Here is a 16359-nt window from a genome sequence, read left to right as displayed (position 1 = left end):
TCTGTACTTTCCCGATTATAATCGAAACTTTATTTGGTTGAATCTCCTTTTAATTGCTTTATATATTCGGATGGAATTGCTCCGAATTCCTCTTTGAAGCATTGCCGGAAGTAGAAAAGATTATTGATACCTACTTTAAATGCTATCTCCGAGATGTTATATTTCCCTTCCAGCAGGAATTGTTCTGCATATTTCATCCTTACCTTTCGGACATATTCGTTGGTTGATAATCCAGTTAAAGCTTTCATTTTACGATAAAGGGTAGAGCTGCTCATACACATCTTGTCCGACAGATAGCTGATGTCAATCTTATCCGAAGAGAGTCGTTCTTCAATTAATTGATTGATTTTCCGGATAAATTCATTATCCAACTTAGTGAGCGATTCTGTTATGATTGCCGACTTATCATTGATAGCCGTATTTGTACTAAAATGCTTCGCCAATTTGCGTCTCGATTGCAATAGGTTTTCTATACGGCTACGCAGCAGGCTGGCGCTGAACGGCTTGGTCAAGTAAGAATCGGCACCTACCTGATACCCTTCTTCTTTGTCCTTCAACGAGTCTTTGGCAGTCAGCAAAATGATGGGGATATGGCTGGTACGTACATCACCTTTCAACTCACGGCACATTTCGTTGCCATCCATAACAGGCATCATAATGTCGCTGACGATGATGTCCGGTATCTCTTTCAGAGCACTTTCTTTACCCAATTTGCCGTTGGAGGCTGTTTTTACTTCAAAACTGTCCGAGAAAGATTCAGCTATGTAGTCGCATATATCCGGATTGTCTTCTACAACCAGTAAGATAGGCTTATCATTATCGGGCATTTCGGTTTCCTGAAGAACTATCGTTTCCGGTTCATTTTCTTGGTCTTGTTCCTGCGAATCGGCATGCAGCGCATTGGGGTATGTATTATCGGCAAGCAGACTGATGCAGAAGGTACTACCTGAGTTGAGTACGCTTTCTACGCTAATTTCCCCTTCGTGCAAGGTAACCAGGTTTTTCACTAATGACAAACCGATGCCCGTACCCGATGCCTGATGTTTGCCCCCTTCCTGATAATAGCGGTCGAAGATATGAGGCAATGCTTCCGGTCTGATGCCGTGACCAGTATCGCTGATCCGGATATCTATATAGTTCACTTCGGCACGTTGCGCTTTGCTGAGGCCAACGGTGATATTCCCTTTTTCGGTGTACTTCAAGGCGTTGGATATCAGATTGTCCAGTACAATCTGAATGACTTCTTTGTCGAAGTACATTAGTATATGCTCGTCTTCTATTTCCAATCGGATATCGACTTCTGCCTTGCGATTCAGTTCCTTGTATTTCAGACCAATCTCGTGGATGAGTGTTGCCAGATTATCCCTGCTTACACAAAGTTTCTTATTCTGCGTTTCGGTCTTTCTGAATTCCAGGATTTGGTTAATCAGATTCAGCAGGCGGATAGCACTTTGGTGTATGACGGAGATCTTCTGTGCATCTTTGGTAGATAATGCATTTTCTTTCTGTATATCTTCCAGTGGACCTAATATCAGCGTAAGCGGTGTGCGAAGCTCGTGCGTGATGTTGGTATAGAAACGCAAACGTTCGTTGTTCAACTCCTGTTCCTGTTCGTGGCTTTGTTTTTCCAGTTTGTACAAGGTTTCTACAGACAGTCTTTTTTTATAAACGTAAAGTATATAGAATAGAAGGGCAAGCGAGGATAGTACATAGAAGGTCTTCGCCCACCAAGTGAGCCAAAGGGGAGGGGTGATGTGAATATTCAAAGAAGTGACTTCATCCGACCATTTCTGATTGCGCATGCGTGTCTTTACCTGTAATTGATATTTTCCGGGAGGAAGATTACGGAAAGTCACTTTATTGGGATCGGGGAGTGTGTACCACACGTCTTCAAGTCCTTTCAGCATATAGGCGTATTCCACTTGATTGACCAGCGCATAGTTTTGTATGTTGAAGGTGACACTGAAACTGTTTTGTTTGTAGTTCAATTCTACGTTGTCCTGGCCTTTCAGTGTTATGATATTCTGGCTGTTATTGGGATTGTTAATTGGGTCGGCTATCTCGATGTTGGTGATAAATGCAGGAGGCGATTTACGCTCTTGCAACACCTGTTCGGGATTGAAGTAACACAATCCATTGATAGAGCCGAAGTAGAAGTTCCCGTCTTGTCCGTATGCTACACATCCACGGCTGAAACTACTCATAGGAAGGTGGTCGTGATGGTCGTAATTGTAGAAAGTTTGTTTACTTTGAACGAAGCAGCTAATGCCCTTGTTCGTGCTCACCCAGATATTGCCGGCTTTGTCTTCGCCAATGGCATGTATATGTATATTGGCAAGTCCGCTTTCCCGTTGATATACTTTGTATGCTTGGTCGGTAAGAGACGGAAAACATACCAGTCCTTCACCGGTAGCTACCCACAAGCGTTTCCGGCTGTCTTCGTAGATGGCGTTGATGGTATTTGAAGGAAATTTGTTTTGAACATTGAATAGCTTGATGTCTTTTAGTTTGGCATCATACAATCCCAATCCTCCACCAAAAAAGCCTACCCAAATCTGCCCTTTGGTATCTTTCAGTATGCACCTTACCAAATTGTTTTCGCGGTTGTAGTGCTCCTTGATTGTTTTCTTTTCCGAGTCGATAATGAAGATCCCTTCACTGGTACCTACCCAAATGTTCCCTTCTTTATCTTCAAAGAAAGATCGCACGTCTGAGTGAGCTTGGTCTTGGGGAAAAACTTGTTGGAAAGTTCTGGTATGCGGATTGCAATGAATGATTCCTCCGTAAAAGAGTCCGAACCATAGATTGCCTTTCGAATCACAAAGTGCGGCTTGCACCGTATTACTGTTTAGTTTTCCGTTTTCGCTGTTATAGACTGCTATACGCTTTCCTTTGCTGAATACATTGATGCCTCCTCCGTCAGTACCTATCCAGAGGTCACCCGACTTGTCAATGCAGATACCGGAGGCGATCTTGGTGGTCAGGCTGTTTCCAGTCGATGGGAAAGGGGTATAATTGTATGTATTGAAAAGCAGGGCTTCTCGTCTTATAAAGTTGATGCCTCCTCCCCATGATCCTGCCCATACATTATTGAACGAATCTTGTAACAAGCAGCGTACGCTCGAATTGGATAGTCCATATTCATCATCTCCTTCTTTTATGAAAGAAAAATGAATCTGGTCGGCGGAGTGGAAGAGGTGTTGCGATAGATCGAGAATGGCTATTCCACCGAACTCCATAGCTATCCAAAGTTTATTGTCGTTCAGTTGGCGGATATCGTATATGCGGTGCGAAATATTATTCATCTTATCGTTGAAAAGGATGAAATTCTCGGCTTCAGGGTTGAAGAGAGCCAGACCTTTATCGGTTCCTACCCATATATTGCTGTTCTTGTCTTTGTAGACGCAAGTTACTTCATTGCCGGGAAGGCTATTCGGGTCTTGAGGGTTATGAGAGAAGCTTTTTGCTTTTTTATCTTTGATGGACAATACACTAAATCCGTTGTGTACATGTCCCACGTAGAGAAGTCCGTTTCCTCCATCGGTAACAGACCAGATATGATTACTGGCTAATCCGGATACGGTATTGGTGTTATAATGGGTGAATTTGCCGGTTTGCTTATCGAAATAATCAATGCCTTCCCAATAGGTACAGATCCACAAGTTACCATCGGTTGCGGCAACAATCTTGGTTATATCATCGGTAATCAGGCTGGATGGGTTTTTCTCATCATGTTTATAGGTGGTGAAAGTATCATTGACATAATTGTATGCATTCACTCCTGCTCGTTGGGTGCCTATCCATAAGATGGAGTCGACGGGATCGTCCAGCAGGCAATTCAATTCATTGCCGGTGATGCTTTGTCGGGTGGTGGACTCTTCTTTATAATAGGGTATAAAGCGTATGCCATCAAATTTATTGAGTCCCTCTTCTGTGGCGAACCATAAGAAACCCTTTTTATCCTGAGCTATACTTACGACATGGTTGTTGGATAACCCTTCTTTGATACCTAACTGATTGATAGTATACAACTGTGCCGGTAATGTAAAAGGGAGGAAACATAGAATGATAGAGAGTAGTGTCTGTTTCATGACGTGGTTTTTCTTTCAACGAGTCAAATGTACAAATAAAACCTTTAAGTGATATATATAAATCGTGCATTGATGGATTTGTATCCATTCTCTGCATGATTTATATAGCTATCGCATTGAAAAATGGTATATGTTTGCATCGCCGATTGATGCGAATTGGCGGCAAAATGAACTTATTTGTTTAACTTTAAAAATAATATGTATGAAGAAGCATTTTCTGAGTGCCACGTTATGGGCATTTCTATCGCTGGCTTTATGTACTACGGGGTGTAGCAACGATGATGGCTACCCCGATGTGGACGGACAAAGTCCGACAATGACGTTGGTGACAGATCACATCCAGTCCGCTGCGGGACATCGGTTTACAATTGAAGGTAAATTGGCTGATGCTGATGGTATCGCTTCCATTCGTTTGCAATGCGCTGACCTTTCTTTAAACAAGACTATTGATTTGATTGAAATCTATGGTGCTCCGAAAACAGAGTATAATCTGAGTTATTATTATGACTTCAAGAGTAACGAGATTGGTGAACGCTTTACAGTGAAGCTTACGATTACGGATGTAGGCGGACGAGAAATTTCACAAGATGTTTTAGTGACAATGGATGGAGATTTTGAAGTCCCCGTCTTTAAAAATGCGCCTGAAGAAGGCGGAATGCTGACTGTGTTGTTGCGCCAAGGTGAGAAATCCATACTTTCTTTGAATGTAGGAATGACGGATGACCGGGCATTGGATTACTTGGATATTACCATTGACGGTATTGATGGTTACTCTCCTAAAAAGGTGGATTTAAAGCAGAAGGCTGCTTATGATTATTCAGAAGAAATCTTGTTCCCCTTCGAAAAGAAAGATTATGCTTTGACATTGGCTATGGCTGATACGATTGGTAATATTGTCACTCGTAAGGCAGTCATTTCGGTTACGGATGTACAGGACTTTGATAAAATGTATTTGGCTGATGTGGCTACGGATGCAGCATTGAACAGTGATGTGTTCGGAGTGCCGATGTGTGTAAATCATGTAGGTCAGTTCGAATATACGGCTTATTACTATTGTGAAAAGGCCAATACTGAAATCTACTTCTTACCTCAGAAGAACAGCTTCTCGCCTGTATGTTATGGTATCGATGCCAGCGATGATGCGAAGTTGACTGATGACAAATCGAATATGAAACCTCTTGTTCTGACGCAATCCGATACCTATTATAAGATTGTCTTTAATATCTTGCAGAAGACTTATGAAGTAAGTACTTATTCAACAAAAGATGCGCAAGATCCCTGGGGAACAGATCTGATCTATGGAACGTCTTGCTTTGACTTGTGGGGGAATGGCACTGAATACATAGACTTCACTTTCGGGCTTACAAGCAATAATCCTACTGGTGTGAAGTCCTTCGTGCAAGATGCAACCAATCCTCACTTGTTCTATTCGGAAGATCCGTTGGAATTGACTGCCGGTGAGGCCATGAACTTCATTATTCATAATTATCACAAAAGTGAGTGGTGGAATTATGTAAGATGGTGCAGTACCAGTAGTACGGATTTAGATGTTTTCGGCTATTACACCGGAAGTGCTACTAAAAACGCCGATTACACCGGACCTACAAATACACAAGATGTATGGTCTAAGCCAGTGGTGACGACTTCGGGTTCCTACAGATTCTATTTTGACTCTCATCTTGGTAGAGCTAAATTGGTGCCCGCTAATTAATAAGTAACATTAGATTGAAAATATGAAAAAGCAGATATTATTATTATGTCTTGCGCTGATGAGCCTATGCAGCTATGCGCAGACCACCGTGAAGGGTGTAGTGATTTCGGCTACCGACAAGGAGCCGCTGATTGGAACCACGATTCAGGTGAAAGGAACCGGAGCCGGTACGATAACGGGCATTGACGGTGACTATTCATTGACGAATGTGGCAAAGGATGCTGTACTGGTGTTTTCGAGCATCGGCTATGAGACACAGGAGATAGCGGTTGGAGGTAGAACCGTCATCAATGTAGTGTTGAAGGAAGATGCCGAAGTGCTGGATGAAGTAGTCGTTATCGGTTACGGTACCGTAAAGAAGAGCGACTTGACCAGCTCCATTGCCACCGTAAAAGGTGAAAAGATCACGGAAGCCGTGACCGGTAATGCCATGGATGCCTTGCAAGGTAAGGTAAGTGGTGTACAGGTGACCAGCGGTGGTGGTCCGGGTGCTACTCCGAAGGTGTTGATTCGTGGTGTAACGACTACCAACGGAACCGACCCCCTCTATGTAGTGGACGGTATGCCGGTGGGTACTAACATCAACTTCCTGAACAGTAACGACATTGCTTCTATGGAAGTGTTGAAAGATGCCTCTGCCGCTGCCATCTACGGTACACGCGGTTCCAATGGTGTCATCTTGATTACTACCAAGAAGGGCGTTGCCGGAAAGACAAACATCAGTTTCAGTGCTTCGGCCGGCTTCCAGACATTGGCCAAGCCCAAGATGGCGAATGCCGCAGAATACAAGGAAGTGTTCAACACTCGTTATACCAATGATGGCGGTACTTCCATCTGGAATGATACGGGCGCTACTACCAACCCCGGCGGTACAGACTGGTGGAACGAAGTGGTCAACAAAACTGCTTTGGTACAGAACTATTCACTGGGTGTTTCAGGTGGTACGGACAAGCTGGTCTATAACTTCAGTGTAGGTTATTTCCGCAACAACTCTCAGTATGATGTAGGTTATTGGGACAAGATCAACGTCCGCCTCAATACAGAATACACGTTCAACAAGTATGTGAAGATGGGTGTGGACATCGCTCCGCGTATGGAATCATGGGACGATACGCCCAACTTGTTCTCTTCGGCTATGTCTATGGACCCTACGTCTCCCGTATATAGACAGGAGAGCGAATGGGTGGACAATGAGTATAACAACTATCAGCGTTCTTACAACAACCAGACGTGGAATCCTGCAGGTTCTCTGGCTCGTCAGAATGCCAATTCCAGAGAATTGGGTACGCTTATCAATACTTATTTGCAGGTGAATCCCATCTCGAAGCTGACCTTACGTACGCAGTTCTCCGCCAATGCGCACTACCGCCGTTCGGACAGCTTTACACCGGAGTTCAAGATAGACGCTTTGGAGCAATCTACACTGAGCAAAGCTGAACGTCGCTCGCAAGAGTGGCTTGACTGGAACTGGACCAATACGGCCACTTACATGGACACGTTTGCCGAGAAGCATAACTTGAACGTGATGGTCGGTTTCACGGCCGAACGCAATGCTTGGTATGATACAAAGGCTTCACGTGAAGATATTCCCAATAACATGGGTGCCATGCAGGAAGTAGATGCCGGTACTCAGAACCAGAAAGCCAATGGTGCGACTACTTACAATTCCATGGTTTCCTTCTTGGGACGTGTGATGTACAATTACGACAACCGTTACTACTTGACCGCTTCCCTGCGTTCCGATGGTTCTTCCAAGTTCCCGAAAGGCAACAAATACGCGCTCTTCCCCTCTGTATCCGCTTCATGGCGCATCATCAGCGAGGAATTTATGAAAGACCAGAATATCTTCAATGACTTGAAGTTGCGTGGAGGTTGGGGACGTGTAGGTAATCAGAATATCGACAACAATGCCACACTGACTTTATTGGGACAATCGGACTACGTGTTCGGTGCAACTCCCGGACGTGTTACCGGTACGATGGTATCGGGTGTAGGAAACAATAACCTGAAGTGGGAAACGGTGGAAGACTGGAACGTAGGTTTGGACATGTCCTTCCTCAACTCTCGCCTGAACGTGACGGCAGAGTATTTCCAAAAGAAATCTACCGACATGCTTTATAAGAAGCAGAACATCCTTGCTATCGGTTATCCGAGTTGGAACAGCACTGTATGGATGAACATCGGCAGCATGAAGGCCTCCGGTTGGGAATTGAGCCTGAACTGGAATGACAAGGTGGCTGACTTCGGTTATAACATAGGTGTGAACCTTTCTGCTGTGAAGAACAAGGCTGTGAAGTTCTCAGGTGACGGACCTATCTCGGTAGGCGGATTCAACGGTGACCAGATTATCCGCAACGAAGACGGTGGCGAAATCTCCCGCTTCTACGGTTACGTGGTCGACGGCATCTTCCAGAACTGGGAAGAAGTGTATGCTCATACCAATGAAAACGGCAAGCTGGTGCAGGACAAGGCGCAACCCGGTGACCTCCGCTTCAAGGACTTGAACCATGACGGTACGCTGGACGAGAAAGACAAGACCTTCATCGGTAATCCTTATCCGGACTTGATGATGGGTTTGAACCTGGGCTTCAACTATAAGAACTTCGATTTCAAAGCCAACTTCTACGGTACCCTCGGCAACGACATCTACAATACCACCAAAGGTTTGTATTCCGGCGTCAGCGGACAGAACGTATGGGCAGGTACTTTGAACAAGGCTTGGCACGGTGAAGGCACCAGCACGGACATTCCCCGTTTGTCCTACAACGACCTGAACCTGAACTACACCCGCGTTTCCAGCTTCTTCGTGGAAGACGGTTCGTATCTGCGTTGCAAGCTGTTGCAGGTGGGCTACACGCTTCCTAAGAAGTTGATGGGAGGAGCGGATCTGCGCTTGTCGTTCTCCGCACAGAATCCTTTCACCATTACCGGTTACTCCGGCATGGACCCCGAACGTCCGATGGTTGACGGTACTACCGATAGCGAAGGCAGTTCCATCAATACCGGTATCGACAATGTGGCTTATCCCAACCCGCGTACGTTCTTGTTTGGCATTGAATTGAAATTTTAATCTTTGAGATATAGACTATGAAACAGATATTATCAATATTGACATTGATTGGCCTGCTGAGCTTCACTTCTTGTGACGACTTCCTGACGGAGGAAGTGCGCGGCCAACAGAACCTCGATACTTACTTTCAGAGTGAGGAGGATTGTAAATCGTTCGTGACGGGCTGTTATCAGGCCATTACCTTCGGCGGATGGTGGAACATCAACACCGTGTGGCTGCTCTCCGAGATGTGCAGCGACGACGGATGGATGGGGAATACAACTCAGAGCCAGAGTGACTACATCTCACTGGCGCACTATCAGGGTACGGGACAGAGCAACGGAGCTATCTCCAACTTCTGGCAGTACCGCTACAAAGGCATTCTTCGTTGCAACGTGGCGATTGAACGCATTGCGCAGGCAAACCTGGCGGATGAGAATCTGAAGAACCGTCTCGTAGCTGAAGCCCGCTTCCTGCGTGGTTACTTCTACTTCGAACTGGTGCGCAACTTCGGCGACCTGCCGTTGATTACCGGTTTCTTGATGCCGGAAGAGGTGTCGGGCATTACCCGTACTTCTGCGACTGAGGTGTACAAGTTCATCGAGGACGACTTCAAGGCTGCCGCCGAGGTGTTGCCGCAACGCAGCGAATACGCCGCTACCGAGTTGGGACGTGCCACCCGTGGTGCCGCCCTGGGTCTGCTGGGCAAGGTTTACCTCTATCAAAACAAGTGGCAGGAAGCTCACGACGTGCTGAAGACCGTCATCGACGAGAAGGAGTACAAGCTGATGGATAACTTCGGCGATGTATGGGATGTGGATCACAATAACAATCAGGAGAGCCTCTTTGAAGTGCAGTACATGTACGACGGAACTTACTCTTTGGGGGGTGCCCTGACCGTGATTACCGGTGCACGTAACGGTCCCGGCGACGGATGGTCATGGGGACAGCCCACCGCCAACCTGGAACAGGCTTACAAGGATGCCGGCGACACTGAGCGTCTACGCTGGACCATCATCAAGACCGGATGTACCGAGATTGCCGGAGAGAACAACTTCGACGAGTTCATCTCGAACAGTAAGGACATGGCCAACTATAACACTTATATCAAGAAGTACGGCTGGGACGAGAACTGCTACATCATCGACCCGTCGCAGCACAAGTCTGCCCGCATCGTGCGCAAGTACTTCGTGCCCATCGAAAAGCGTCCCGAAGTGTACAACATCGACAAGATACCTTTGGATCACCGCATTCTGCGCTATGCTGACGTGCTGCTGATGTATGCTGAGGCTTGCAACGAATTGAGCGATGACGCTACCGCACGTACTTACCTCAATCAGGTGCGCAAGCGTGTGAAGCTGGCTGACGTGACTTCAAGCGGCAGCGCACTCCGCAACGCCATTCGTCTGGAACGTCGTCTGGAGCTGGCATGGGAGCAGAACCGCCTCTACGACATCCGTCGCTGGACGGATGACAACGGCAAGAAGGTTATTACCAACCTGATGGGTACTAACGGTACTTTCGTGAAATGGAATACCGATGCTGCCACCCGCGACCTCTACGAGTGGGAGAATCAGGGTGAGGCGAGTGACAAGGGTATAGGTTTTGATGAGAGCCGAGATTTGGTATTCCCGATTCCTCTGTATGAGATAACCATGTCCAACGGTTCTATCACGCAGAACCCGCATTGGAATTAAACTTTTTACTAGGGTTCACGAACGGCTCTTGTCGGTGTCCTTGTCGGGATTGCGGACGGGGGGAGTCCGTGAACTCTTGTTTTATAGCTCTGCCGACACTCCGATGTCATCGGTAAAGACATCCGCATGTCATTCGCAGCCTTCTCGGTATGTCTCTCTAATATATGTATTTATTTAAAAACCAATAATACCATTATGTCTATTAGATATTATCTTCTTCTTTCGGCCATGGCGTGCTTTGTCACGGCTTGTGGCGGCAACGACTCGCCTTCCACACCCGACATTCCCGATGGACCGGACACTACGAACAGCGTAGAGAAGCTGGTCACTATTGATGCCGGAAAGACCTATCAGACCCTCACCGGATTTGGCGCTTCCGATTGCTGGTCGCCTGCATACGTGGGTAAGCACTGGATATCGAGCCGTGATAAAATCAGCGAATTGTTGTTTTCTTCGGCTATCGAGTCGGGAAAACCGAAAGGCATCGGACTTTCTATGTGGCGTGTTAACCTGGGTGGCGGTAGTGCCGAGCAGGGTGACGCCAGTGGTATCGAAGACAAATCCCGCCGTGCGGAGTCTTATCTGACTAATAATGGTACGTTCGACTGGACTCGTTGCGAAGGTCAACGTTACTTTATGAGTCGTGCCAAAGAATTGGGTTGCGGAAACTTTGTTCTTTTCAGCAATACTCCTCCTGTGCAATATACCTCCAACGGTAAAGGTTTCTCCGCCAGTGGTGGAGTCTCGAACTTGAAAAGTGAATACTACGATGACTTCGCTGCTTATATGACAAACGTAGCTAAGTATTATATGGGTGAAGGATATCCGATAACCCATATATCACCTGTTAACGAACCACAGTACAATTGGGAGAGCGGTCAGGAAGGTAGTGGCTGGACCAATAATGAAGTAGCCCGACTGGCTCGTGAACTTGATAAGTCGTTGACTGCTTCCAATCTCTCTACTGATATTCTGTTAGGAGAATCCGGTGATTGGGAATATCTGTATAAGTCGAAGTCCGATGCTAACCGTAGCAATGTACTCTCCGCTTTCTTCACTCCCGGTTCGTCTGCATACATCGGTGACTTGGCTCATGTAAAGAAACTGATTTGCGGTCATAGCTATTGGACCGATGGTACTTGGGATGGAATGCGTAGTGTCCGCCAACAAGTTGCCCAAGCTGCCCAACAATACGATCTTGACGTATGGCAAAGCGAATGGAGCATGCTGGGCGACAACTACAGCTCCTCCGAATTCATGGGATATGATAAAGCGTCGGAGATGGATATTGCCCTCTACATGTCGAAAGTGATACACAACGACCTTACAGTAGCCGGCGTTACTTCGTGGAGTTATTGGACTTCAATGGATGTTGCCCGTTGGGGACATAAGAACCGCTTTTTGCTCATCTCACTCGTCCCATCAGGAGGTGTTGATGGGGATATAGCTAAAGAAGGAACTTATCAGCCTGCTGCTACACTGTGGGTATTAGGTAATTATAGCCGTTTCATCCGTCCGGGCTATCGCCGTATCGGTCTTGATTTGAATGAATCCCGCAGCTTCTTCGGTTCGGCATGGATTTCTCCCGAAGGTGATAAGATCGTTACTGTATATACCAATTTATCCGATAAAGGTGTTCGCTTGAATGAAACGCATACAGGATGGAGTGGAGATGCAAAATCGGTAACAACTTATACTACTACAGGTAGTAAGGATTTGATAGAGAACAAGGTAGCTGACGGGCAGCCCGTTGTGCTGGATGCCGGGAGCGTAACGACTGTCGTATATCAACTCAAATAACATATAAAAGATGAAGAACGCTACACTTACAGTCGCCATTCTGATAATGGCACTATTTACGTTTGCACCATTAAAGGCGCAGGTATCGTTTGGCGATGCCACAAAGTTTAACGACGGTTGGTTGTTTAAACTAACGGATGACTCAACCATCGTAAAACCCACTTTCGAAGATAAGGACTGGCGCAAGTTGATGTTGCCGCATGACTGGTCTATCGAAGGGCAATTGTCACCTTCTTTGGCGAGTTGCACCGGTTATTTGCCGGGTGGAATAGGCTGGTATCGCAAACATTTCACGATTACCGACAACGCAGCACGTCATTATATCTATTTCGAAGGTGTATATAATCGGAGTGAAGTCTACCTCAACGGACATCTGCTGGGGAAACGTCCTAACGGCTATGTCTCCTTTTTGTACGATCTGACTCCTTATCTGAAAGAAGGTGACAATGTATTGGCAGTTCGTGTAGACCACAGCCGCTATGCCGACTCCCGCTGGTACACCGGTTCGGGTATCTATCGGGATGTATGGTTGGTATCTGCTCCCGAAACGCATTTCGCACAGTGGGGTGTGGGTTGGCATGCCGCTTCGTTGACTGACCGTCAAGCAGTAGTAGCTGTTGATATGGAAGTACAGAAACACCAGGCAAACGCTGAAAAGCTGGAAGTAACCGCTACTTTGTATGACGCTGACGGTAAGCAAGTAGCCGGACGTCGTACCTCTATTGCCGGTGCTAAGCAAGGCATCACCAAAGCTTCACTTTCTCTGAAAGTAAACAATCCCCGCCGCTGGGATCTTGATTCACCTTACCTCTATACGCTGAAAACCGAACTGCTGAGTAACGGCAAGCGCATAGACGGCAGCGAAACAAAAGTTGGATTGCGTACATTGAACTTCGATCATAATAAAGGCTTCGCACTCAATGGCAAGTGGATGAAAGTAAAAGGTGTGTGCCTGCACCACGATGCCGGAGTACTAGGGGCTGTGGTGCCCGAAGAAGTATGGCATCGTCGTCTCGTCAATCTGAAAGAGATAGGTGTAAATGCTATCCGCATGAGCCACAATCCGCAAGCTCCTGTGGTTTATAATCTTTGTGATAAACTGGGCCTGCTCATCATGGATGAAGTATCGGACGAATGGGAGTTTCCCAAACGCAAATGGGTAAAAGGTTGGAACGTAGGCGAACCTAGCTTTGACGGCACAGCCGACTTTTTCGAAGAATGGATAGAACGGGATGTTACCGATATGGTACGTCGAGATCGTAATCATCCTTCCATTTTCCTGTGGAGCATCGGCAATGAGGTGGATTACCCCAACGATCCTTACTCGCATCCTATTTTGGACGGTTCTACCATCAGTCAGCCTATGTTTGGCGGCTATAAGAAAGATGCTCCCGACGCTATGAGAATCGGCATGATTGCCAAGCGTTTGTCTGCCTGTGTGCGTGCGGTAGATACCTCTCGACCCACAACTGGTGCTTGGGCAGGTGTCGTTATGTCCAATCAGACAGCATACGCGGACGCCATCGACGTAGTAGGTTATAATTATACTGAAGATCGTTACGACGAAGATCATGCCACCTATCCCAAACGTGTAATTTACGGAAGTGAGACTCGTTCGGATATTGACGCTTGGTATGCGGTGAAGAACAAGGAGTTTATCTTCGGTCAATTCATTTGGACGGGTACCGATTATTTGGGTGAATCCGGTAGATGGCCGTCTCGCGGACTCTATACCGGACTGCTTGATTTCGGCAGTTTCCCCAAGCCTCGTGGTTACTTCCGTGCTTCCTTGTGGAGCGAAAAGCCGACCACCTACATCGGTACATATCCCAAACACGGTCATCTTTCGGTGGATGCGTGGGATATTTGGAATTATGAACCGGGACAAGAGATACGTGTTGTTTGCTATACCAATGCATCCCAAGCCCGCCTGTTGCTCGATGGTAAAGAAGTAGGGAGTATGAAGCCATACGATGAGAAGACCGGCATCATTTATTGGGATATTCCTTATCAGGCAGGAGAATTGCGTGCTGAAGGATGTGATAAAGACGGAAATGTGCTTTCGAGCTATATAATCAAGACATCCGGTCGTGCATACGCCTTGCGTGTTAGTGCCGATCGCACTACTTTGTCCAAAGATCGTGCTACAGCTCATCTTACCGTGGAAGTGGTGGACGAGAATGGTACTATTGTGAAGCTTGGAGACAATGAGATAACATGTACCATTGAGGGCCCTGCACGCCTGTTGGGTCTCGAAGGTTCCAATAATTCGGATATGAGCGATTACACAGATAATCGTCATCGTGTCTACCACGGTCGTCTGCTGGCATACATTCAGACTACCGGAGCCGAAGGAGTGGTTCGTGTGAAGTTCACTTCTCCACTTTTGCAAGGAGTGGAAATAACTTTAAACAACTAAGGTCTTATAGCCTATTTAGAAGTGCCTTATCTGGACTAAGTAGCTGATTATATGCTTTAATCAGTTACTTTGTTCGGGTAAGGCATTTGTCATTAATTTCAGTGTGTTAACTTATTCCGTACACTAAAGTATAATGGTAAGAGATTTTGTGTACCTTTGTTGTGTTCTAATATCCGGACATTGTTGTGGAACGACAGACATAAAATGAAACGATATGCCTAAAACTACTAATTTTTGCTATAAGCGCAGCCGAAATCACTATATTGGTTGGGCTTTGGGAAGCTTTTTTATTGGAGCAAGTTGCTTCCCTTCAGGTTTTTTGCTATTAGTTGATGAACCATTTACATGGGGAGCACTTATCATTTCCGTCATTGGTACTATTGCACTTGCGATTTTTATCCGTAGTTTATTACTTATTTTCTCACCTGCTAATGGAAAGTTGGGAAAATCGATTAGACCCTATATGGATGGGTCTATTCATACGGATGTGAAGTCTATGTTCGCTTTAATCGATGAAGATATAGCGCAGAACGGAAAAAAGTTCGGTTACGTCCGGGTAGGCAAGCAGTGGATACTTGGAGGTGAAGCGATGTTGATCGAACGTATTCGTGGAATCTTCTGCGTCAAAATAATCAAAAGTAAGAGACGTGAATATGCCATTTGTCTGGTAGACGATAAGCGGAATGTACAAACTACGAATCTAACGCGTGAAAAACATCTGGACGAACTTAATGACTATCTTACTCATTTGTTTCCATACGCTGCAACCGGTGACTTTGATGATTATCTCACTTTTATCGCTAAAGATAATGCCGAGATGGAAGCATTCAATGAAGAATTTGAGCGTAGGAGTGCAGCGGTAAATTCAGAATATGTATTGACTGAGTCGGACGATATACCTACTTCATTGGTTACACCCGAGAAAATACGTCGTGCCATCAATACGCTACAGCCCGGACAACGTATTTTACTCTCAGCTTGCAATCCGCCGGAATCAAAGTGGGGGAGATGTACCGGTATCTCCTGTCATTGTTTTGAAGATGGAAGGTATGCTCTAGCTGCCTATTTCGAAACAGATGAAGGCGATAAACGACGTTTTGTATTGCGCTTTATCCCCTTGACGCAATTGCATGCCGTTTGGAAAGATTTCTTTGAGAATGCCCGGATCCCCGATGTAGATTCATGGGAAGATCAATCGGATAGAATTGATTCTGTGGAACCGATGGAGGACTATGTACTTTATGTGGATGGTCATAAATATGATCACATCACTTTTGAAGATGTACAAGCTTCTTTAGAAGATTTGGAGGAAGGTAAATGCGAAGCACTTTTGCTCCGTACACCGGGTTGGAAGAATGGCTATCTGGAAGTAAGCGGATCAAAAGACAATTATGTAGTAGAGGTAGCTGGCTTTGATGGTAACCATGAGGTGCGTGGATATCGTGCAAATACTGAGGACGGAGAGAGTGTCAGGTACTGGCTTTCGGAATATTATCACAATTATCGGTATCCGGAGGTGGGAGACGATTGGGAAGATATTACCGAAGAGGTACGGCGAAAATCGGCGTCATCTAACTGAGAATGCTAACAAT

General features: G+C 46.0%; 7 protein-coding genes. 6 read left to right on the top strand and 1 reads right to left on the bottom strand.

Features of this window, described 5'->3' with window-relative positions:
• Positions 1–29 precede the first annotated feature (29 nt).
• Positions 30–4091: a hybrid sensor histidine kinase/response regulator transcription factor gene (locus Q1W14_RS19245; RefSeq protein ID WP_300704300.1), complete on the bottom strand. Its 4062-nt coding sequence runs from the start codon at positions 4089–4091 to the stop codon at positions 30–32.
• A 202-nt stretch (positions 4092–4293) separates the two neighbouring features.
• Between Q1W14_RS19245 and Q1W14_RS19240 the strand changes: the two genes are divergently transcribed.
• From Q1W14_RS19240 to Q1W14_RS19215, 6 genes are all read left to right on the top strand, one after another.
• On the top strand, positions 4294–5802 hold the full coding sequence (locus tag Q1W14_RS19240; RefSeq protein WP_300704299.1) for a hypothetical protein: 1509 nt from the start codon (positions 4294–4296) through the stop codon (positions 5800–5802).
• A gap of 22 nt (positions 5803–5824) precedes the next feature.
• Positions 5825–8872, top strand: coding sequence for a TonB-dependent receptor (locus tag Q1W14_RS19235; protein ID WP_300704298.1), 3048 nt, complete (start codon positions 5825–5827; stop codon positions 8870–8872).
• Between the two features lie 17 nt (positions 8873–8889).
• On the top strand, positions 8890–10548 hold the full coding sequence (locus Q1W14_RS19230; RefSeq protein WP_300704297.1) for a RagB/SusD family nutrient uptake outer membrane protein: 1659 nt from the start codon (positions 8890–8892) through the stop codon (positions 10546–10548).
• Positions 10549–10743: 195 nt separating this feature from the next.
• Positions 10744–12348: a glycoside hydrolase gene (locus Q1W14_RS19225; protein ID WP_300704296.1), complete on the top strand. Its 1605-nt coding sequence runs from the start codon at positions 10744–10746 to the stop codon at positions 12346–12348.
• A 10-nt stretch (positions 12349–12358) separates the two neighbouring features.
• Positions 12359–14767: a sugar-binding domain-containing protein gene (locus Q1W14_RS19220; protein WP_300704295.1), complete on the top strand. Its 2409-nt coding sequence runs from the start codon at positions 12359–12361 to the stop codon at positions 14765–14767.
• Between the two features lie 214 nt (positions 14768–14981).
• A complete protein-coding gene (locus Q1W14_RS19215; protein WP_300704294.1) occupies positions 14982–16346 on the top strand; it encodes a hypothetical protein in 1365 nt (454 codons plus the stop codon).
• The last annotated feature ends 13 nt before the right edge of the window (positions 16347–16359 follow it).

Origin of the sequence: Bacteroides sp., from assembly GCF_030151085.1 — a bacterium.
GTDB lineage: Bacteria > Bacteroidota > Bacteroidia > Bacteroidales > Bacteroidaceae > Bacteroides.
Note: the sequence above shows the minus strand (reverse complement) of the source record. Positions and strands in the feature narration are given on the sequence as shown.